Source organism: Rhizobium sp. NPDC090279, assembly GCF_044769665.1.
Taxonomy (GTDB): Bacteria; Pseudomonadota; Alphaproteobacteria; order Rhizobiales; family Rhizobiaceae; genus Rhizobium.
In genome coordinates this window covers 142082-163929 of sequence record NZ_JBIVYI010000012.1, presented here as the reverse complement: position 1 = coordinate 163929, position 21848 = coordinate 142082, and the positions used below count along the sequence as shown (strand labels likewise).

Below are 21848 nucleotides of genomic sequence, written 5' to 3'. Positions count from 1 at the left end.
AGATCGGGCGCGGCATTTGCTTGACGTCGCTGATGTATTTCGAGATCGGACGAGGTCCGGGTCGCGTGCTACTGATCTGCAATCTTGCCATGAAGTCGATGGGTGTCGATATGGCTCTTCCAGGCAGCTTCGATTTCCTTTCCTCATCAATCATACCAACAAAACGCGGTGACTGGATCAAAAGTGACCCGCGTGATCGCGCTGTGCCTTTGTTACTCCTCGATAACGAGGAAGTGCAACAAATTCATGATAGGCGTCATAGCCCCCTTGCCCGCGATGGTTGGGCTTGCCTCATCAGAAAAAGAGTTCAATTTCAACGGGAAGATGCTGACGTTGTCGAACTTGTGCGAGGCAGGCGTGTGTCATGCTAGGCATGGCTCGCTCAATTTGCAGTCCTGCGATCTAGTGCAGGAGGATCGCGCGGAAGTCGTTGACGTTCGTGCCGGTCGGGCCGCTGACGAAGAGGTCGTTGAGGGCAGCGAAGGCCGACCAGCTGTCGTTGCGGCGAAGAAATTCGGCCGCATTCTTTTCCAGGCCGGCAAGTCGTGAAACCGTGGCGCCGTCGGCAAAGGCCCCGGCATTGTCCTCCGAGCCGTCAATGCCGTCCGTATCGGCGGCAAGTGCTGCGATACCATTCTGACCAGAAATGGCGCAGGCAAAGGATAGCAGGAATTCGCTGTTGCGGCCGCCCTTGCCCTTGCCCTTGCCCTTGCCCTTGCCCTTGATCGTTACGGTCGTCTCCCCGCCTGACAACAGGAGGATAGGGCCTTGCGATGACAGGCCCCGATGCGAGATCTTGGCCACGATCGCAGCGTGTTGGCGGCCGACCACCGATGCCTCGCCCTCGATGGCGTCGGACAGCACGATGGTCTCGACGCCGGCCTTGCGGGCGACCTCGGCGGCGGCATCCAGCGCGATGGCTGCCGAAGCGACGAGCTTCACGGCGTTGCGGGCGAAGCGCGGATCTGATGGCAGCGGCGGCTCGTCCCCGCCATCTTGCAGATGACGCATCACGGCTTTCGGTAAATCGAGATCATACCGTTCTATGATCTCAAGCGCATCGGCGCGCGTCGCTGCATCGGCAATGGTCGGGCCGGAGGCGACGAGGGCCGGATTGTCGCCGGGGATGTCGGAGACAACGAGAGAGACGACGCGGGCGGGGTAGGCAAGGGCGGCGAGCCGTCCCCCCTTGATGCGCGAGACCTGCTTGCGCACGGCGTTCATGGCGCTGATCGGCGCACCGGATGCAAGCAAGGCCCGGTTGACGGTGATCTCGTCGGCAAGCGTGAGATCGCCGGCGGGAGCGGGCAATAATGCCGAGCCGCCGCCGCAGACAAGCGCTACCACCAGATCGTCCTCGGTAAGATCGCCGACGGCGGCCATCAATCTTTCGGAGGCGAGCAGGCCGCTTTCATCCGGCACCGGGTGAGCGGCTTCGAGAACTTCGATACGCTCGCAGGGCACGGCATAGCCGTAACGTGTCACGACCACGCCGGAAAGCGGCGCATCCCACAGGCGTTCGAAAGCCCGCGCCATCTGCGCCGCCCCTTTGCCGGCGCCGATCACCACCGTGCGGCCTTTCGGCTTTTCCGGCAGATGGGCGGCAAGCGCCTTGTCCGGATCTGCGGCAGCGATGGCTGCATAGAAAAGCTTTTCCAGAAAGGCACGGGGATCGGCAAAGGTCGGCATCGGGTTACTCACATCTTAGAGCGTTTCCGCTTTTCTCTTGGAACGCGAAAACGCTCCACTTTCTGTTTTTGGACGCATTCCGGACGGAAAACCGCTTCGCGGTTTTCCTGGAATTGCTCTAGGCGACGGGGTGGTTCGCCATGCGCTCCAGCGCCTTGACGAGACCGGAATGGTCGAGCCCGCCATCGCCATTGGCGGCGCATTGGTTGAAGAGTTCCTGCGTCGAGGCGGTGTTCGGCAGCGAGACGCCGAGCGCCTTGGCACCCTGCAGCGCGAGGTTCAAATCCTTCTGATGCAGCGAGATGCGGAAGCCGGGCTCAAAGGTGCGGTTGACCATGCGCTCGCCATGGACTTCGAGGATGCGCGAGGAGGCAAAGCCGCCCATCAGCGCTGAGCGCACGCGGGCGGGATCGGCGCCGGCCTTCGAGGCGAAGACGAGAGCCTCGGACACAGCCTCGATCGTCAGCGCGACGATGATCTGGTTGGCAACCTTGGTGACTTGGCCGTCGCCGCAATCGCCGACGAGGGTGATGTTCTTGCCCATCAGCTGAAGGAGTGGCAGCGCCCGCTCGAAGCTTGCCTCCGAGCCGCCCGCCATGATGGAAAGCGAGGCGTTCTTGGCACCGACCTCGCCACCGGAGACGGGCGCGTCAATATATTCTGCGCCGGTCTCGCGAACCTTCTTCGCGAACTCCTTGGTCTCGATCGGTGAAATCGAGCTCATGTCGATGACGAGCTTGCCTTTGGAAAGGCCGTAGGCAACGCCGTTCTCGCCGAAGAGCACGTCCTTGACCTCGGGCGTATCCGGCAGCATCAGGATGATGGTATCGACCGTCTCGGCGAGCGCCTTCGGCGTTTCGACGAATTGCAGGCCGTTGTCGAGCAGCTCCTGGCGCGGTGGAATGGAAAATTTTGATGTGACGACGATGTGGCCGGCATTTTGCAGGTGGCGCGCCATGGGGGTTCCCATGATGCCGAGGCCGATAAATCCGATATGTGCCATGGTTGTTAGCTCCTGATATTGAGAATGGCTGCGCTTTCGACATGGCGGCCGGCTGCGGCAAACCAGCCGAGCCCAGCTTCCGTCGTGGTGCGCGGCTTGTATTCGCAGCCGATCCAGCCGTCGTAGCCAAGCGCATCGAGCGCATTGAAAACAAAGGGATAGGCGATCTCGCCGGTGCCCGGCTCGTTGCGCCCGGGATTGTCGGCAAGCTGCACGTGCGCAATCTGCGCCTGGTGCTTCCTGAATGTGCCGATCAGCTCGCCCTCGGTGCGCTGCTGATGGTAGAGGTCGTATTGAATGAACAGGTTGTCGCTGCCTATCTCTGCGATGATGGAAGCGGCCTGATCGGGCGTGTTGAGATAGAAGCCGGGAATGTCGAAGCGATTGATCGGCTCGATCAGCAGCCGGATTCCATGCTTGCCCAGTTCGGCCGCGGCATATTTGAGGTTGACGATGAAGGTCGTCCGCAGCGTCTCATCGGAGATGCCCTTGGGAGCAATGCCTGCGAGGCAGTTGATCTGGCTGCAGCCGAGCGCCGTCGCATAGTCGATTGCCGAGGCAACGCCGCGGCGGAATTCGTCGATGCGGTCGGGCAGGATCGCGATGCCGCGCTCGCCACCCGCCCAATTGCCGGCGGGCAGGTTGTGCAGCACCTGGATCAGGCTATGACGATCGAGCTCGGCGCGTAGCGCTTCCTTCGCAAAGTCATAAGGAAAGAGATATTCGACGCCTTCGAAGCCGGCCTTGGCGGCAAGCGCGAAGCGCTCGAGAAAGGGCACTTCGGTGAAAAGCATAGTCAGATTGGCCGCAAATTTCGGCATTGTCTCTCTCCTTCAGTCCAGCAAAGCGAGGATCGCGGTCGGGGCATCCTCGCCGCGTTCGGCGAGCTCCTCGAACTCGACGACTGCATTGATGTCGGCGCCCATGGCGATATTGGTGACGCGTTCCAGAATGAACTCGATGACAACAGGAACCTGGTGTTCCTTCATGAGCTTTTGCGCCGTCATGAACGCCTCCTGGAACTCGTTCGGGCTGCGCACCCGAATTGCCTTGCAGCCGAGGCCTTCGGCGACAGCGACATGGTCGACGCCATAGCCAGGCTCGGCATTATCAGTGGCGTTGATGTTGTCGAAGGCGAGGCTGACCTCGAAATCCATGTTCAGGCCGCGCTGGGCCTGGCGGATAAGGCCGAGGTAGGAGTTGTTCACGACCACATGCAGATAGGGGAGCTTGTGCTGCGCGCCGACCGCCAACTCCTCGATGAGGAACTGGAAATCGTAATCGCCTGACAGCGCCACGATCGGGCGATCCGGATCTGCCGCACGCACGCCGAGCGCTGCCGGCAGCGTCCAGCCGAGCGGACCGGCCTGGCCGCAATTGATCCAGTTGCGCGGCTTGTAGACGTGCAGGAACTGTGCGCCGGCGATCTGGCTAAGCCCGATAGTCGAGACGTAGCAGGTGTCGCGATCGAAAGCCTTGTTCATCTCCTCGTAGACGCGCTGAGGCTTCAGCGGCGTCTGGTCGAAATGCGTCTTGCGCAGCATGGTACGCTTGCGGTCGCGGCATTCTTCTGCCCAGGCGGACCAGTCGCGCAGCTTGCCTGCGGTTTTCCATTCGGTTGCAAGGTCGAGCAACAGCTTCAATGCAGCGCCGGCATCGGAAACGATGCCGAAATCGGGGGCAAAGACGCGGCCGATCTGGGTCGGCTCGATATCGACATGAACGAACGTTCGGCCTTCGGTATAGGTCGGGACGTTGCCGGTATGACGGTTTGCCCAGCGATTGCCGATGCCAAGCACGAAGTCGGAGGCCAGCAGGGTCGCATTGCCGTAGCGATGCGAGGTCTGCAGTCCGCACATGCCGGCCATCAGCGGATGATCGTCGGGGATCGTGCCCCAGCCCATCAGCGTCGGGATAACCGGAACGCCGGTGATTTCGGCGAATTCGACCAACAGGTCGGAGGCATCGGCGTTGATGATACCGCCGCCCGCGACGATCAGCGGCCGCTCGGCCGCGTTCAGCATGGCGAGCGCCTTTTCCGCCTGCGCCCGTGTCGCCGATGGCTTGTAAGGCTCGAGCGGAGCATAGGTGTCGATGTCGAACTCGATTTCAGCGAGCTGGACGTCGACAGGCAGGTCGATGAGGACCGGCCCGGGACGGCCGGAGCGCATCGTGTGGAACGCTTTCTGGAAGACGTAAGGGACAAGCGCCGGTTCCATGACGGTGACAGCCCACTTGGTGACGGGGGCTGCGATCTTGGCGATATCGACGGCCTGGAAATCCTCCTTGTCGAGGCGGGCGCGCGGCGCCTGGCCGGTGATGCAAAGGATCGGGATCGAATCGGCAGACGCCGAATAGAGGCCGGTGATCATGTCCGTGCCGGCCGGCCCCGACGTTCCGATGCAGACGCCGATATTGCCGGCGCGCGCACGGGTATAGCCCTCGGCCATATGGCTTGCGCCCTCGACGTGACGGGCCAGCACGTGGCGGATCGAACCGCGCAGCTTCATTGCCGAATAGAAGGGGTTGATCGCAGCGCCGGGAACACCGAAGGCGCAATTGACGCCTTCCTTCTCGAGAACCAGCACTGCGGCATCGACTGCTCGCATCTTTGCCATGGGATTTCCTCCGTTTCTGCATCGAAGGTACCGCATGGGCCAGTGAGTGCAATCATAAAATGGAAATCAATCCCATCATATGGAAATAAACATTTTCAACAAATCTGGAACAATCGAAGCGAAGCGGATATGCCATGAAGCCAAAGCATGTCGCCTAAAGGCGCGGTGTGCTTTCAGTCAAAAGTGAGCGTCATGGCGGAAAATCGGGAAAAGACGAGGGGCAGACCGGGCCGGAAACCGGCCGAGAATGCGACGGCTTCGTCCGTGCAGGTGCTTGATCGCAGTCTGAGGCTTCTAGGTCTGGTAGCCGAAGCCGACGGCGCGGTGTTGACCGATCTGGCGGATCAATCGGGGATGGCGCCTTCCACCGTGCACCGGCTACTGACCTCTCTCGCCCAGCACGGCATGGTGACCCATGACGGCGAGACCGGCGCCTGGACGATCGGGGTGAAGGCCTTCGAGATCGGAACGGCCTATTTGCGCTTCCGCAAGCTCGGCACGATCAGCAGGCCGTTCCTCAAGCAATTGATGGAGGCTAGCGGCGAGACCGCCAATATCGCCATCGAGGACGACGGTGATGTCGTCTTCATTTCCCAGGCGGAAAGCCATGCGCCGATGCGGGCCTTCTTCCGGCCCGGTCGGCGCGGGCCGATCCATGCCTCCGGCATCGGCAAGGCGATCATTTCGACATGGGCGGACAGCCGGATCAAGGCCGTGCTCGGCGGTCGCTCGCTCCAGCATTTCACCGACAGGACCCGCGACACGCTTCCCTCTCTGCTTGCTGATGTCGCAGCGATCCGCTCGCGCGGCTGGTCGATCGACGATGAAGAGCACACGCTCGGCATGCGATGCGTGGCCGCGCCGATTTTCGATGAATATGGGGACGCCGTTGCCGGTATTTCTGTCTCCGGTCCGGCTGTGCGATTGCCGGATGCGCGGGTCGATGCGCTCGGTCCTGTGGTGAGGGCGGCAGCGGAAGAATTGACGAAAGCAATGGGAGGAAGGCCGAAGCGCGCTTGAGCTTGCAGCGCGAGCGGCTCTTATGGCAATGGGCAGAGCGAGAATTCGGCAAGCGACAAACACGATGCCATCGTCTCTCCTCCAGAGACGATGGCATCGACGGCCCGCCGTGTAATCGGTCAGGCGAACACCGGTTGCTCGTGTGCGGCAGCTTCCGGCTTCTTGCTCTTCGTCTTCATCGCCTTGCCAGCAACGTAGACTTCGGCGATGCAGCGGTCGTCGCCCATGGTCTGAAGGATGAAGAGCTCCTCGGCGAGCGAGGTCGTCGTGCGCATGCGGAACTCCATTGCTGACTTGGCGCTGGAATCAAGCACGACGATGTCGGCATCCGCGCCTGTCTGAAGCGAGCCGATCTGCTTCTCCAGGCCGAGCGCCAGCGCATTGCCACGCGTCGTGCGATAGAAGGAGTTGAACGGCGTCAGCCGCTGGCTCTGCAAGTGCAGTATCTTGTAGGCCTCGTCCATCGTTTCCAGCATCGAGAAACTGGTGCCGCCGCCGACATCCGTTGCGACCGACCAGCGCGCGCCGAACCGATCGAAACGCGCCGCATCGAAAAGCCCCGAGCCGAGGAAGAGATTCGAGGTCGGGCAGAACACGCCGACAGCGCCGCTTTCGGCAATCACCGAAACCTCGCGGTCACTGAGATAGATGGAATGACCGAGCAGCATGCGACTATTGAGCAGGTCATAACGCGCATAGATATCGGTGTAATCCTTCGCCTCGGGATAGAGGGAGGTGGCAAAGGCAACTTCGTCACGATTTTCGGACAGATGCGTCTGGACGTAGCAGTCCGGATGCTCGGCGACGAGAGCCTTGCTCATCTCCATCTGCTCGGGCGTCGAGGTGATGGCAAAGCGCGGGCTGATCGCATAATGCGCGCGGCCGCGGCCGTGCCATTTGCCTATAAGGCGCTTCGTCTCGTCGTAGCCGCGCTGCGGCGTATCGCGCAGCACTTCCGGCGCGTTGCGGTCCATCATCACCTTGCCGCCGATCATGCACATGCCGCGTGCCTCAGCCGCCGCGAAATAGGCATCGACACTTTCGGGATGCACCGAACAATAGGCAACCGCCGTCGTCGTGCCGTTCGAAAGCAGTTCGTCCATGAAGCGGTCGGCGACTTCGGCCGCATGCGCGGCGCGTGCGAACTTCTGCTCTTCGACGAAAATATAGGTGTTCAGCCATTCGAGCAGTTGCGCGCCATAGGAGGCGATCGCCTGTGTCTGTGGGAAATGCAGGTGCGTATCGATGAGGCCGGGCAGGATGAGGTTAGGACGATGGTCCGCAACTTTAACATCGGCATTGGCCAGCTTGCGCATGTCGCCATAGGAACCGATGTCCACGATCTTTCCGTTGCGCACGAAGACCGCGCCGTCCTCGATATAGCGATAGGAAGCGGCATCATCGATGCCTTGCGGCTCGGCGAGGAAGGTCAGGACGCGGCCACGGATCAGGACTTCATTCATCGGGTCTTCTCCCCATTGATGGCACTTTCGTACCAGGAGACGAGCAGGCGGCGCTCCTCGTCGGTAATATGCGAGGCGTTGGCCGGCGGCATGGCGTGCGAACGGCCGGCCTGCAGATAGATCTCGCGGGCATGGGCGGCGATGTCGCGGTCGGTTTCGAAGACGACGCCCTTAGGCGGCGCGACGATGCCCTCCCAGCTCGGCTCCTTCGCATGGCACATCGAACAGCGGCCCATGATGGTGTCGCGGACCTTGGGGAAAGCCTCGGCCGTGACGAAGGGCTGCTGGATCGCGGAGATCTTCGTTGTGGGTTCGCCCGTCAGGATCTTCGGCACCGTGGAAAGCCACATGATGATGATGAATAGGATGACGGTGACAAGCCAGGTCCAGGTCGGGTTGCCGGCATTGGCGTGGCGGGTGTTGAACCAGTGGCGGATCGTGACGCCCATCAGGAAGACAAGCGAGGCGATGATCCAGTTGAACTGCGTACCGAAAGCCAGCGGATAGTGGTTCGACAGCATCAGGAACAGCACGGGCAGCGTCAGATAGTTGTTGTGCGTCGAGCGCTGCTTGGCGATCCTGCCGTATTTAGCGTCGGGCGTGCGGCCGGCGAGAAGGTCGGCGACGACGATCTTCTGGTTCGGGATGATGATGAAGAACACGTTGGCCGACATGATCGTGGCCGTGAAGGCGCCGAGATGCAGGAAGGCGGCGCGGCCCGTAAACAGGTGGGTATAACCCCAGGCGACTGCGATCAGAATGAAATACAGCGCCACCATCAGCCGCGTGTTGTCATTGCCGAAGGGTGACTTGCAGATCAGATCATACATGATCCAGCCGCCGGCGATCGTGCCCAGCGAAATGGCGATCGCCACCGGCTTGGAGACGTCGAGCACGGCAGGGTCGATCATATAGAGGTCGGCGCCGGCATAGTAGACGAGGCAGAGCATGCCGAAGCCCGAAAGCCAGGTGACATAGCTTTCCCATTTGAACCAGACGAGGTGGTCCGGCATGTTGGCGGGCGCCACCAGATATTTCTGGATGTGGTAGAAGCCGCCGCCATGGACCTGCCACTCCTCGCCATAGGCGCCCGGCGGCAGGGCCGGATGTTTCTTCAGGCCCAGGTCGAGCGCGACGAAATAGAATGAGGAACCGATCCAGGCGATTGCCGTGATCACGTGCAGCCAGCGGACGGCGAAGGTTATCCAGTCCCAGGCGATGGCATATTCATACATGGGAACTCCCTCCCGATCTTCACGGGACTGTTTGCCATCCCTCGATTTTCTCGAAAATCCCGGTTAATCCGCCAACACTTTCAAAAAAAACTATAAGATGACCCCCGCTTTGCTCCGCACGCCGATGTGATAGAAAGGAGCCATGTCTTATCTTGATAATGTCCGTGTCTTCGTTCGCGTGGTCGAACTCGGTACTCTTTCGGCAGCAGGGCGCGACCAGCGGGTCACGCCTGCGGTTGCGAGCAATCGCATCAAGGAGCTCGAGCGCCATCTCGGCGTGCGCCTCTTCAACCGTACGACACGTAAGCTCTCGCCGACCGAACATGGCCGCGTCTTCTACGAAAAGGCTGTGAAGATCATCGAGGCGGTGAACGAGGCGGAGGGGGCAATCGCCGATCTCTCGCGCAATCCGAAGGGCTCGCTCAGGATCACGGCGCCGCTCGGCATCGGCCGGCGGCTGATCGCGTCGGGCATTCCGGAATTTCACGACAAGTACCCGGATATCGAAGTGCGCGTGCGCCTGTCGGATCACAATGTCGATATTCTGGCCGAAGGCGTCGACGTCGCCTTCAAGCTTGGCGTCTTGGAAGATTCCAATCTGCGTATGCGCGGCATCCTCAATTGCGAACGTGTGCTGTGCGCATCCCCGGCCTATATCGCGCGCCGCGGCGCGCCGGCGGATGCCGATGCTCTGATTGCCGACAAACACGACTGTCTTTTGCTGCGCTATCCCGGATCGAAGGAATATTACTGGACGCTGATGACGGCCGAAGGTCCTCGCAAATTCGAGGTCGCCGGGCCCTATGACAGCGACGACGGCGACGTGCTCACCCAATGGGCGCTCGAAGACCGCGGTATCATCAACAAGCCGCTATTTGAAGTGAAGGCCTATCTGAGGGACGGCCGGCTGACGGAGATCCTGAAGGAGAGCCCACCGGCACCGATCCAGCTCGCCGCCATCTATCCGCACAAGCGCTTCCAGGACCCGAAGGTCCGGCTGATGATCGATTTCATGGCGGAGCGCTGTCAGCGGCTCATCGGCAAACTGCTGGAAGACGAGCCGGTGTCTGCGGCTTCTAACGGCTAACGGCTCCGGCGAGCTTTGCGCGATCACTTGTCCAGGTCAGTGCCGCTGTCATGATCTCGGCGGCGGCAAGGGTGGCGATGACGGTCGGGCGCTTGTCTTTCACAGCCGTCCCGCCGATCGGGCAGATGAGGCGATCGAAAAGCTCCGCCTGGCCGGTTTCGCGCGACAGCCAGTTGCGGAACGTGGCGCGCTTCGTCTTGGAGCCGATCATGCCGACATAGGCGGCATCGTCACGCTTGAGCGCTTCGGCGGTGATAAGGAAGTCGAGCGCGTGATCATGGGTGAGGATCACGAAGCTGCTGCCGGCAGGCGCATCGCGTACCAGGGCTTCGGGCATGGCGGTAAGACAAGTCTCGATGCGCGGCACGTTGGAGGCAATCAGTTCCTCCTCGCGCGTATCGACAAGCACGACGCGCAGCGGCGCGAGCGACAGCGCCATGGCAAGCGCATCGCCGACATGGCCCGCCCCGAAAACATAGACATGCGGCCGCGCCGCCATTTCCCGGTCGCTGCGGGCGACGAGCTCGTTTGCAAGCTCTGAATTGAGCGCCGTGAAGGCAAGACCCACCCGGCCGCCGCAACATTGGCCGATCTCCGGGCCGAGCGGCACGTTCATCGGTTCCGCCGCTAGTCCGGAACGCAAGGCCCGGCGCGCCTGGTCGATCGCCATGTATTCGAGCGTCCCGCCGCCGATCGTCGCGAAGATCGCCCGTTCGGACACCAGCATCCAGGCGTCAGTGTCACGTGGCGCCGAGCCCGCGACCCCGGTGACCTCGACCAGTATCGACGCCGGCTCGCGGCGCAGGAAATCCCGGATATCTTCACGGGCGGCAGGCATGACCTCACTCCTTCTGTGCGGTCTTAAGGCGCTCGATTGCCATCAGCACCCGTTCGGGTGTCGCCGGCGCGTCGAGACGCGGGCAGATCTTGTGGTCGGCGACGCTTGCCACCGCGTCCGAAAGAGCGTGCAGAACGGCAAGGCCGAGCGGCAGCGGCGGCTCGCCGACCGCCTTGGAGCGGTGGATCGTCGGTTCATAGGCCTCCGACCAGTCGGTCAGCGCCACATTGAAAATCTTCGGGCGGTCGGATGCAAGCGGGATCTTGTAGGTGGAGGGCGCATGCGTCCTGAGGCGTCCCTTGCCGTCCCACCAGAGCTCTTCCGTCGTCAGCCAACCCATGCCCTGGATGAAACCGCCCTCGATCTGGCCGATGTCGATGGCCTTGTTCAGGGAGCGGCCGGTGTCGTGCAGGATATCCGTGCGCTCGACCACATATTCGCCGGTCAGCGTATCGACGGAGACCTCCGAACAGGCGGCGCCATAGGCATAGTAATAAAAGGCATGGCCGCGGCCGGCCTTGCGGTCCCAATGGATTTTCGGCGTCTTGTAGAAACCGGCGGCCGAGAGCTGGACGCGCGCCATATAGGCCTTCTTGATGAGATCGGAAAAGGGCATCTCGATATCGCCGATCCGCACGCGGTTGGGCAGGAATACCACCTGTTCGCGGGGCACCTGATGGCTTTCCGCTGCAAAGGCGATCAGCCGGTCCTTGATCTGGCGTGCGGCGTTCTGGGCGGCCATGCCGTTCAGGTCCGCGCCCGAGGAGGCGGCGGTCGGCGAGGTGTTCGGCACCTTTGCCGTCGTCGTCGCGGTGATCTTCACCCGGTCGAGATCGATCTGGAATTCTTCCGCCACGACCTGCGCGACTTTCAAATGCAGGCCTTGCCCCATCTCGGTGCCGCCATGGTTCATATGCACGGAGCCGTCGCTATAGACATGGACCAGCGCACCGGCCTGGTTCGATTCGGTCTTGGTAAACGAGATGCCGAATTTCACCGGGGTCAGCGCAAGGCCGCGCTTGACGATGCGACTCTTCGCATTGAACTCGGCAATGACTTTTCGACGTCCGGCGTAATCGGCGCTTTCCTCCAGCTCGGCGACGATGCGCTGTATGATGCAGTCCTCGACCTTCTGGTGATAGGGGGTGAGGTTGCGTTCGCCCTTGACACCCATCGCGTCGTAGAAATTCAGCTTGCGGATTTCGAGCGGGTCCTTGCCGACGGCAAAGGCCACCTCGTCGATGACGCGCTCGGCGCCGACCATGCCCTGTGGGCCGCCAAAGCCGCGGAAGGCGGTGTTGGAAACGGTATTGGTATAGAGCGGCGCCGACTTCGCATGAACATGTGGAAAGAAATAGGCATTGTCGCAGTGAAACAGCGCGCGGTCGCCGACGGGGCCGGAAAGGTCGGCGGAAAAGCCGGCTCGGAGCGCGAAGGTATAGTCGATCGCAAGGATGCGGCCCTCATCGTCGAAGCCGACATCGTAGTCGATGGCGAAATCATGCCGTTTGCCCGTCGCGACCATGTCTTCGTCGCGGTCGAGCCGGACCTTGACGGCGCGTTTCAGCTTCTTGGCGGCAATCGCTGCGATTGCGGCGCATTGGTTGGCTTGGGTTTCCTTGCCGCCGAAGCCGCCCCCCATGCGACGAACTTCGATCGTCACCGCATTGCTTGGCACGCCGAGCGCATGGGCGACCATGTGCTGCGTCTCGCTCGGCCCTTGCGTCGAGCAATAGACGATGATTTCGTCATCCTCGCCGGGCAACGCCAGCGAGACCTGGCCCTCGAGATAGAAGTGATCTTGGCCGCCGAGCCGCATGCGGCCGGTCACGCGGCGCGGCGCGCTCTTAAGATTTTCCGCCGCATCGCCGCGCTTCAGCGTCAGCGGCGTGACGACTTGCCGATGAGTCGAAACGTCGAGATCCCAGATGTCGATATCGGCCGGCAACTCCTCATAATCGATCTTCGCCAGCCGGGCGGCGCGACGCGCCTGTTCGCGCGTTTCGGCAATCACGCAGAAGATCGGCTGGCCGTGAAACTCGACCTTGCCAGCTGCAAGCACCGGGTCGTCGTGCATGTAGGAGGGCGAGATATCGTTGACGCCGGGGACGTCTTCATGGGTCAGCAAGGCAACGACACCCGGTGCTGCGCGCACGGCCGAGAGGTCGACTGATTTCAGGATGCCGTGCGCAACGGTGGAGAGGCCCAGGCCGGCGTGCAGCGTACCTGTGGGTTCGGTGATGTCGTCGATATAGACGGCTGTGCCGGAGACATGCTTGTGCGCGGAATCATGACGGGGACTGGAATGAACGCCACCGACGATGGTCTCGGCCTTGAGATCGGACGTGTGCTTGTTCATGGTTACGCGGCCTCGTATCTGGACACCTGAGCCGGTGTCGCATGGGAGGTGGTTTCCAGATAGAAACGGAGCAGAAGGTTCTTCGCTGCGAGCGCGCGATATTCCGCAGTGGCGCGCATGTCGGTCAGCGGCGCGTAATCCTCAGCGTATTTCTCCATTGCCGTCTCCACCGTCTTCTCGTTCCAGGGTTGGCCGAGCAGAGCCTTTTCGACGAAGCAGGCCCGTTTCGGCGTTGCGGCCATGCCGCCATAGGCGATCCGTATTTCCGCGACCGTGCCATCGGCTGAAAGTGCCAGGCGGAAGGCACCGAGCGTTGCCGTGATATCCTCGTCCCGACGCTTCGTCACCTTGTAGACGGCGAATTTTTCGCCTGCTGCGGGAACCGGAATATGCACGGCTTCGACGAATTCGCCGGGCTGGCGGTCCTGTTTGCCATAGGCGATGAAATAGTCTTCGAGCAAAATGGTGCGTCGGATAGCGCCCTTGCGCAAGGTGAGCGATGCGGCAAGCGCGATCAGCGCCGGCGGCGTGTCGCCGATCGGCGAACCGTTAGCGATGTTGCCGCCGATCGTGCCCATATTGCGCACCTGCTGGCCGCCGATGCGGGCAATCAGCGGGCCGAGCTCGGGGATATGTTGCGAAAGCGTCGCGATCGCCTCCGAATAGGTGACGCCGGCGCCGATGGTGATGACACCGTCTGTTACCGCGATCGACTTCAACTCCTGCAGTCCGGCAATGAAGACCACCGGCGATATGTCGCGCATGTGCTTGGTGACCCAGAGGCCGACATCGGTGGAGCCGGCCACCACCGTCGCGGTTGGCGATGCCTCCAGAACGGCAGCGAAATCATCGAGGCCTGCCGGCACGATCAGCCGGTGGCGGCCTTCGCCGATTTCGACGCGCGCATCATTGTCAAGGCCCTTCAGGCGCGCGATCATCGTCTCGCGTTCGGCAAGGAGCGGGTCGTCTTGCGTTCCGCCATAGCTGGAAATGGCTCGTGCAGCGCGCAGGATCGGCTCGTAGCCGGTGCAGCGACAGAGATTGCCCTGGAGCGCCGTTTCGATCTGCTGGTTCGTCGGGTTCGGTGTCTGCATCCAGAGCCCATAGAGCGACATGACGAAGCCCGGCGTGCAGAAGCCGCATTGCGAGCCATGAAAATCGACCATGGCCTGCTGCACCGGATGCAGACGTCCGTCGCCGGCCGCCAGATGCTCGACGGTAACCACATGGCAGCCGTCGAGCGAGCCGAGAAAGCGAATGCAGGCATTGACGCCTTCATAGACAAGCCCGCCTGAAGGCGTCAGCCGTCCCACGAGCACGGTGCAGGCGCCGCAGTCTCCTTCGGCGCAGCCTTCCTTCGTGCCCTTCAACGAGCGGTAAAGCCGCAGCCAGTCGAGCAGGGTCTGGTCCGGCGCGACGTTGCCGAGCGCAATGTCCTCGCCATTCAAGATAAAACGCAGTTCGGAGCGGATTGTCAGGGCCGTCATCGTTCAGCTCCCGCGATAGGTTGAATAGCTGTAGGGCGAGAGGAGCAGCGGCACATGGTAGTGCGCGCTCTCGTCTGCGAGGCCGAAGCGGATCGGGATGATGTCCAGAAACATCGGGCCATCGCCAGAGCGGCCAAGATAATCACCGGCATGGAAGCGCAGCTCGTAAGTGCCAGACTTCATGGTCTCGCCCGATAGCAGCGGCGCGTCGCAGCGGCCGTCATCGTTGGTTTCCGTCGATTTCAGGAGGTGCTGCCCGTCGCCGTCGATCCGATAGAGATCGATGCGCAAGCCCTGGGCGGGCTTGCCGAGCGCCGTATCCAACACGTGGGTGGTGAGCCGGCCGGCTCCTGGCGAATGAGGCTGCATGCTTTTCTCCCGAACGTAGCGCTCCTACCTCCACTATCCGCCAGGCTCATACCACTGAAAAGCAGCGGAATCGTTCGAGACTTTCAAATTTTCCGAGGGGAATGGCGCGCGCGATTTGCGGTTAGAAATTGGCGTTCGAAAACGTTTGGAGGAACGTTTGATGCGGTGTCGACGTGACATGGATGGACACGGTCGACGCTTTCAGCGGTTCACCGACAAGGTGAAACCGGCTTTGGCATAGAAATCTGCCTTGAATGATGAAGAGGGCGGCGAGAGCCGCCGGTATATTTGTGCCACCAGGCTTCTGCCGGTCTCGCCGCGCCGGAAGGATGCGGGAAAATTGTCTGCAGAGCCCGGCACGCATTGGTTCGCGATCAACGATCTGCTCGTCGATCATCCATCGGCAGGCATAGCCAGGAAGAGGCCTTAGCACCTTCAGAATCGTTATCCGTAACGATCACCTTACGGAAGCGATGGAGCGACGCTGGTCTGACGGAGCGCAATTTGCGTTCCGGGCGAGCCCGGCTGTCCGCGCCTAAGGCCATGCAGCGAACTTCACAGATCTAGCGCCGATCGAGGCAGAGGTGACTTCGAAGAATGACAACGGGAGACCATGGATGAAAGTGATCGAGATTCAGCCGCTGACCAGAACCGCATTCGCCCCCTTCGGCGATGTGATCGAAATGGAGGGCGCACATAGCTACCCCATCAACGCCGGGAAATGCGTTCGCTATCACGACCTCGCGAAGGTCGAAGCGATCGGCAAGGAGGCGCGTACGATGATCAGCTGGCTGCGCGGCGAACCCTATGCGCTGCCGCTGGAACTGCGCATGGTGGAGCGGCATCCTCTCGGCAGCCAGGCCTTCGTTCCGCTGTCGAACCACCCGTTCCTCGTCGTTGCGGCGCGGGAAACGGACAATGGCCCGGGCGAGCCGGTGGCCTTCCGCACGAGGCCCGGACAGGGCGTCAACATCTGGCGCAACGTCTGGCACGGTATCTTGACGCCGCTCGACGGCGTCTCCGACTTTATCGTGGTCGATCGCGGTGGCAAGGGCGTCAATCTCGAGGAGCACTTCTATGAGGAAACGTTCCTGATCCGCTGATCGGATCGGGATCGGTCGGGATGCCAAAAAGGGCGCTGCCATCGCAGCGCCCTTTTTGCTTGGGAACATTTCCGTTTTCCGCAGCCTGCAAGACGTCGAAAGGCCGGGTCATTCAAGCGAATGACCCGGCCTGGAATTCATGCTAGCCGCTAGTCTGCGAAGAAAGCGAAGCGCACGATGAACAGGGCAGCAACGATCTGCGTCGCCAGGTGAAGCGTCTTCCAGCGACCGGTGCAAACCTTGAGGACGACGTAGCTGATGAAGCCGAAAGCCAGACCGTTGGCGATCGAGTAGGTGAAGGGCATCGCCAGCGCCGTGAGTGCTGCAGGTCCCGCTTCGGTCAGATCATCCCAGTCGATTTCCGTCAGTTCGCGCATCATCAGACCGGCGACGTAGAGCAGGGCCGGAGCCGTCGCATAGGCCGGAACAGAGGCCGCGAGCGGGGAAAAGAACAGGGCGGCGATGAAGAGTATGGCGATTGTGACGGCCGTCAGGCCCGTGCGACCTCCCGCCTGAACGCCCGATGCGCTTTCGACAAAGGCCGTCGTGCTGCTAGTGCCCATCAGCGAGCCGGCAACGATGGCCGCGCTGTCGGCCAGCAGAGCTCGGCTCAAACGGTTTGGCTTGCCTTCCTGGATCAGGTTCGCCCGCTTGGCGACGCCGATCAAGGTTCCGGTGGCGTCGAACACCTCGACGAGCACGAAGACGAGAATGATGTGAACCAGGCCGCCGTGCAAAGCGCCGAGGATGTCGAGTTGCATGAAGGTCGGCAACATCGACGGCGGCATGGAAACGACGCCGTGGAACTGGCTGACGCCGAAGATCCAGGAGAGAACGGTGACGGCAAGAATGCCGATCAGGATCGAACCCCTGACTTTCATCGCATCAAGAACGGCGATGACGAAGAAGCCGAAGATGGCGAGAAGCGGGCCGGTCTGCTTGAGGTCTCCGAGGCCGATGAGCGTCGCCTTGTTGGCGACGACGATGCCGGCGCTCTTGAGCGCGATGATTGCCAGGAAGAGGCCGATACCGGCGGCGATCGCGCTCCTGAGCGAACGTGGAATTCCGGCGATCAACCAGCTGCGCACGCCGGTGACGGTCAGCAGGACGAAGATCGAGCCGGAAATGAAGACCGCGCCGAGCGCCTGCTGCCACGTAAAGCCGAGTGCGGCGACGACGGTAAAGGCAAAGAAGGCATTGAGCCCCATGCCTGGTGCCAGCCCGATCGGCCAATTGGCGACAACCCCCATGATGATCGAGCCCAATGCAGCGGCAAGACAGGTGGCTACAAAGATGGCATTGCGGTCCATGCCGGTGGTCGACAGGATATCCGGGTTGACGAAGATGATGTAGGACATCGTCAGGAACGTCGTCACGCCTGCGATGAGCTCGGTGCGCACGGACGTGCCGTGTTCACTCAGTTTGAAAAGTCGTTCAAGCATAGTTCCTCCCTAAGCGTTCCCGACGCTCGTAAAATCATGGGGCTTGCCTGCATCTCCTCCGGATGCGGGCCGCGAGAAGCGGCTGTAAACGCTTTCTGGCGAGGGGGGATTGTGCGCTTTTAATGGCTTCTCACGCTAGAGCCGGATTTCCCTGCAATTCGCGAAAGACATTCTAATTTTTCGAGCTATTTCTGCGCGAATTTTTTCTGATCCCGGTGCTGTCCACTAGTAGCAGAAGCTGTCGCGCGCTACCGCGCAATCATCCGGCGATGCGGATCAGACAACAAAGATATGTGCGATATTTATAGCGGCAAGGTGACAAAGCCAATCTATTTCCGCGGGATGGCGAAATAGTGATTGCCGTCCCCGTCCAGCAGAATGCCCGGGTGCCGATTGTCGGCACCCGGGCATTCCTTGCCGTCTCCAATCAGGTTTTTGCCGCCTTGGCGAAGGTCGGATCGAACGTCTTGTCGAAGGGTACGTCGGCATTGGCAAGGTCAGGATCGAGCGTCTTCAGGACGCCCATCATGGAATCATAGCCTTCCTTCGTGACCATGCCATCCGGCGAATACATTTCCTTCGAGCTCTTGAACGCCTGCATGTAGAGATCGCGATTGCCGAGCAGATATTCCTCCGGCACGACGCCGGCAACATCCTCGGGGCTCGCCGTCGCAATCCATTTCAATGCCTTCATGAAGGCATTGACGGTCCGTTGCGTCGTTATCGGATTGGCCGCGGCGAATTCGCGTTTGATATAGACGGTGGCTGCGGGGTTCGGGCCGCCGAAGAGCGCGCGTGTCCCGGCTTCGGTGCGGGTGTCGAGCAGGATGGCGATATCGCCGTCATATTGCAGTTGCGCGATGACCGGATCGAGATGGGAGAGCCCGTCGATCTGTCCGCTCTTGACCGCCGCGACCGCCCCGGCCCCGCCGCCGACGCCGATCAGCGACGCGTCGTCGACCTTCAGCCCGTTCTTCAGCATGGCATATTGGAACATCAGCGCCGTCGACGAGCCCGGTGCCGTCACGCCGATCTTGCGGCCCTTCATATCGGCCATGGACTTGATCTCGCCGGCAAGCTCCTTGCGCACGGCAATGACGATCCCGGGGAAACGGCCGAGATTGCAGATCGCGACGATGTCCTGCCCCTTGTTCTGCATGCGGATCGTATGCTCGTAGGCGCCGGCCACGACATCGAGCGAACCGCCGATGAGGCCTTCGAGCGATTTCGAACCGCCGGCAAAATCATTGATGGTGACATTCAGGCCCTCTTCCTTGAAGAAGCCCTTTCGCTCGGCGATCGTCAGCGGCAGATAATAGAGCAGCGGCTTGCCCCCGACGCCGATCAGGAGATCGGGCTTCTCCGGTTTGGCATCCTGCGCTGCAGCCGGCAGGATGCCTGCGAGCGACGCGCCGATGCCGAAGCTTGCAGTCCCGATCAGAAATGTCCTGCGTTCCATATTCTTTTCCTCCACTTTTCCGTTTTCTTTGCGCTACTGGCCGCGCCAGGCCAGCAGGCGGCGTTCGACCATGGTCACCAGCCAATCCACGATCAGGACGAAGGCCGTCAGCACGACCATCCCGGCAAAAACGCCAGTCACGTCGAAAACGCCTTCCGCCTGCTGGATCAGGTAGCCGAGGCCGGCAGCCGAGCCCAGATATTCGCCGACCACAGCGCCGACCACCGCAAAGCCGACCGAAGTGTGCAGGCTGGAGAACACCCACGACAGTGCCGAGGGCAGGTAGACATGACGCAGCAACTGCCGCTCGTTCATGCCCAGCATCCGTGCGTTGGACAGGACAGGCTGGCTGACTTCCTTGACGCCCTGGTAGACGTTGAAAAACACGATGAAGAAGACCAGCGTGATGCCGAGCGCCACCTTGGACCAGATGCCGAGGCCGAACCAGAGGGCGAAAATCGGCGCCAGCACGACGCGAGGGAGGGCGTTCGCCGCCTTCACATAGGGGTCGAACACGGCGGCGACCAAAGGCTTGCGGGCAAACCAGAAGCCGAAGACGACACCACCGAAGGAGCCCAGGAGGAAGGCGAGGATCGATTCCGACAAGGTAATCCAGAGATGATACCAGATTGAGCCGCTTGCGAACCATTGCACCACGCGCAGCGCCACCTTCAGGGGATCAGCAAAGAAGAAGGATATGGTCTTCGGATTGCCGAAAAGCGTTGTGGTGGTCGCGAGATGCCATATCAGCAGGATGACGACGGCCACAAGGATCTGCAGCAAAAGGAGGAGCGGACGGTTCATGCGGTCTCCCCGCTGGTCTGGCGGTATGCCGTCATGACTTCGTCGCGTAATGCCTGCCAGATATCCCGGTGAAGCTGAATGAACACGGGATCATGGCGGATCTCGGCGATATCCCGTGGCCGTTCGAGGGTGACCTTGAAGTCGCCGATGATGCGGGATTTCGGGCCGGCGGACATGATGACGACCCGGTCGGCAAGAGCGATCGCCTCGTCGAGATCGTGGGTAACAAACATGACGGCCTTGCGATCCTCCGACCAGAGCTTCAACAGAAGGTCGCCCATGATCAGACGGGTCTGGGCATCGAGCGGGCCGAACGGCTCGTCCATCAACAGCAGTTTTGGATCGCGGATCAGCACCTGCGCGAGCCCGACGCGCTTGCGCTGGCCGCCCGACAGCATGCGAGGGAAGCGATCCGCGAAAGCGGCAAGGCCGACACGCCCCAGCCATTCGCGGGCGTTCTTCCTTGCTTCCGCCTGGCTCGTTCCGGCAATCTCAAGGCCGATCGCCACATTTTCCAATACGGTCTTCCAGGGCATCAGCGAATCCTGCTGGAAGAGATAACCGGCTTGCCGGTTGATCGCTTTCAACGGCTGACCGAAAATTTCGACCGTGCCGGATGCGGGCGCCAGAAGTCCGGCCGCGGCATTGAGAAGTGTGGATTTGCCGCAGCCAGTCGGGCCGACAATGGCTACGAATTCATGCGCCTCCACATTCAGATTGGTCGCCGCAACGGCATCGAACCGTGTCTTGCCGGCGATTTCGAACGAAATCGCCACCTGCTTCAGGCTGACCGCCCGCACAGCCTCCATCATCGTGCCCTGCTGTTCCTCCCGGACGCGCGCCAACTCGCGCGGACGTCAGGCATTGCCATATTCGGTCAACAGATCAAAGCAGGTCGTGCCAGTCAATACGCGATCGGCCACACAGTTCCTTATGTCACAGCGGAAGGCGGCGACGCATTACCAAAGCCGCGGCATCAGCCTAAACCGGACGCGACCGGCATAGTCGGCATAGCCTTCCAGTTCGGCCTGCAGCAGTGCGTCTTCCCAGCTCGTGCGCAGGATCAACAGGGCGCTTGCCCAGGCGGCGGGGATCAGGGCCCACCAGGAGCCGAGCGCCAATGCCAGCCCGGCAAACACCAGGATCGCGCTGACATAGCCGGGATGGCGCACGAATACGTAGGGGCCGTTGCTGATGACGTGCTGGCCGCGTTCCCGTTGCAGGCGCACGCCCGGCTCGAAGAAGCGATTGACCGCTTGCGCCCATGTGCCGAGCGCGAGGCCGGCCGCGAGCAGGATGTAACCCAGGATCACGACGGAGGTTGGCATCGCCGACCACGCCATCCTGCCGGCGTCGAGCGTCGCAACCGGAATTTCGGCGACCATGCCGAGACAGATCAGCGAGACCAGGATGAGGTCCCAACGCTTGGTGCCGGCCTGAAAGCGGTTGCGAGCCCTGAAGATCACCGGGTTCACGCGCAGCATGACCAGGACCGCTATCGCATAGCTGACCGCGAGAAAGGCGATGAAGATCCATCCGGGTAGCCAGTCGAGGCGGCCCGCAGGCAAAAAAACGAGCACGAGCAGCAGCAAGGGCAGGCCGATCGCATAGGATATGGCGGCCCTGCGGGACATGGGATCGGGTTCGGTAACGGTCATCCGTGTGCTCCTTGCAACGCACGCCGTGCGATACAGCCAATGATCGCTAGCGCAACCTCGCGGCACACGACCATCTCGGGATTTTGATACTGCCGTCCCATCATGGCAAGGTCTTGGTGTCGAAGATCGTAGCCGATCCAGCCACGCAGGTCACGGAACACCTCTGCAAGGCTGCGAACTCGTGGGGTGTAGTGGATTTATGTCGGATAGATCG

General features: G+C 61.5%; 18 protein-coding genes. 3 read left to right on the top strand and 15 right to left on the bottom strand.

What is annotated here, in order from left to right; all coding sequences use genetic code 11:
* Positions 1-402: 402 nt before the first annotated feature.
* The 4 genes from ACIQWP_RS26920 to gcl form a co-directional block, all read right to left on the bottom strand.
* Positions 403-1689 (bottom strand): glycerate kinase, encoded by a 1287-nt coding sequence (locus tag ACIQWP_RS26920; RefSeq protein ID WP_402794084.1) that lies wholly within the window; start codon positions 1687-1689, stop codon positions 403-405.
* Between the two features lie 118 nt (positions 1690-1807).
* Positions 1808-2692, bottom strand: coding sequence for a 2-hydroxy-3-oxopropionate reductase (locus tag ACIQWP_RS26915; RefSeq protein ID WP_402794082.1), 885 nt, complete (start codon positions 2690-2692; stop codon positions 1808-1810).
* 5 nt (positions 2693-2697) lie between these two features.
* On the bottom strand, positions 2698-3513 hold the full coding sequence (gene hyi, locus ACIQWP_RS26910) for a hydroxypyruvate isomerase (RefSeq protein ID WP_402794079.1): 816 nt from the start codon (positions 3511-3513) through the stop codon (positions 2698-2700).
* Between the two features lie 12 nt (positions 3514-3525).
* Positions 3526-5310, bottom strand: coding sequence for a glyoxylate carboligase (gene gcl / locus ACIQWP_RS26905; RefSeq protein ID WP_402794077.1), 1785 nt, complete (start codon positions 5308-5310; stop codon positions 3526-3528).
* A 192-nt stretch (positions 5311-5502) separates the two neighbouring features.
* Here gcl and bhcR point away from each other — a divergent pair, with 192 nt between their 5' ends.
* Positions 5503-6330, top strand: coding sequence for an HTH-type transcriptional regulator BhcR (gene bhcR, locus ACIQWP_RS26900; protein WP_402794076.1), 828 nt, complete (start codon positions 5503-5505; stop codon positions 6328-6330).
* Positions 6331-6449: 119 nt separating this feature from the next.
* On the opposite strand, the gene guaD is transcribed toward bhcR, so the two are convergent.
* Complete coding sequence (gene guaD / locus ACIQWP_RS26895; RefSeq protein ID WP_402794073.1) at positions 6450-7793, bottom strand: guanine deaminase; 1344 nt, start codon at positions 7791-7793, stop codon at positions 6450-6452.
* Positions 7790-9028: a urate hydroxylase PuuD gene (locus ACIQWP_RS26890; protein WP_402794071.1), complete on the bottom strand. Its 1239-nt coding sequence runs from the start codon at positions 9026-9028 to the stop codon at positions 7790-7792. Before ACIQWP_RS26890 ends, guaD begins: the two co-directional genes overlap by 4 nt.
* 142 nt (positions 9029-9170) lie before the next feature.
* Here ACIQWP_RS26890 and ACIQWP_RS26885 point away from each other — a divergent pair, with 142 nt between their 5' ends.
* Complete coding sequence (locus ACIQWP_RS26885; protein ID WP_402794069.1) at positions 9171-10115, top strand: LysR family transcriptional regulator; 945 nt, start codon at positions 9171-9173, stop codon at positions 10113-10115.
* On the opposite strand, the gene xdhC is transcribed toward ACIQWP_RS26885, so the two are convergent.
* From xdhC to uraH, 4 genes are read right to left on the bottom strand one after another with little or no spacing between them, the layout of a single operon-like run.
* The gene (xdhC, locus tag ACIQWP_RS26880) at positions 10105-10953 is read right to left on the bottom strand and encodes a xanthine dehydrogenase accessory protein XdhC (RefSeq protein ID WP_402794067.1); all 849 of its coding nucleotides are present in this window, start codon (positions 10951-10953) and stop codon (positions 10105-10107) included. The two genes, ACIQWP_RS26885 and xdhC, sit on opposite strands and share 11 nt — an antisense overlap.
* Before the next feature lie 4 nt (positions 10954-10957).
* A complete protein-coding gene (xdhB, locus tag ACIQWP_RS26875; RefSeq protein ID WP_402794066.1) occupies positions 10958-13312 on the bottom strand; it encodes a xanthine dehydrogenase molybdopterin binding subunit in 2355 nt (784 codons plus the stop codon).
* 2 nt (positions 13313-13314) lie between these two features.
* Positions 13315-14799, bottom strand: coding sequence for a xanthine dehydrogenase small subunit (gene xdhA, locus ACIQWP_RS26870; protein WP_402794065.1), 1485 nt, complete (start codon positions 14797-14799; stop codon positions 13315-13317).
* Between the two features lie 3 nt (positions 14800-14802).
* A complete protein-coding gene (gene uraH / locus ACIQWP_RS26865; protein WP_402794063.1) occupies positions 14803-15168 on the bottom strand; it encodes a hydroxyisourate hydrolase in 366 nt (121 codons plus the stop codon).
* A 617-nt stretch (positions 15169-15785) separates the two neighbouring features.
* On the opposite strand from uraH, the gene ACIQWP_RS26860 reads away from it, so the two are divergent.
* Positions 15786-16271: an ureidoglycolate lyase gene (locus tag ACIQWP_RS26860; RefSeq protein WP_402794061.1), complete on the top strand. Its 486-nt coding sequence runs from the start codon at positions 15786-15788 to the stop codon at positions 16269-16271.
* Between the two features lie 149 nt (positions 16272-16420).
* Here ACIQWP_RS26860 and ACIQWP_RS26855 read toward each other — a convergent pair whose 3' ends face one another.
* The 5 genes from ACIQWP_RS26855 to ACIQWP_RS26835 all read right to left on the bottom strand — a co-directional run bounded on the left by ACIQWP_RS26855 (position 16421) and on the right by ACIQWP_RS26835 (position 21634).
* A complete protein-coding gene (locus ACIQWP_RS26855) occupies positions 16421-17713 on the bottom strand; it encodes an NCS2 family permease (protein ID WP_402794059.1) in 1293 nt (430 codons plus the stop codon).
* 427 nt (positions 17714-18140) lie between these two features.
* The gene (locus tag ACIQWP_RS26850) at positions 18141-19172 is read right to left on the bottom strand and encodes an ABC transporter substrate-binding protein (RefSeq protein ID WP_402794057.1); all 1032 of its coding nucleotides are present in this window, start codon (positions 19170-19172) and stop codon (positions 18141-18143) included.
* 33 nt (positions 19173-19205) lie between these two features.
* Positions 19206-19976, bottom strand: a complete 771-nt coding sequence (locus ACIQWP_RS26845; protein WP_402794056.1) for an ABC transporter permease — start codon at positions 19974-19976, stop codon at positions 19206-19208.
* Positions 19973-20788 (bottom strand): ABC transporter ATP-binding protein, encoded by an 816-nt coding sequence (locus ACIQWP_RS26840; protein ID WP_402794054.1) that lies wholly within the window; start codon positions 20786-20788, stop codon positions 19973-19975. Before ACIQWP_RS26840 ends, ACIQWP_RS26845 begins: the two co-directional genes overlap by 4 nt.
* A 147-nt stretch (positions 20789-20935) precedes the next feature.
* The gene (locus tag ACIQWP_RS26835; protein ID WP_402794052.1) at positions 20936-21634 is read right to left on the bottom strand and encodes a methyltransferase family protein; all 699 of its coding nucleotides are present in this window, start codon (positions 21632-21634) and stop codon (positions 20936-20938) included.
* Positions 21635-21848 lie beyond the last annotated feature (214 nt).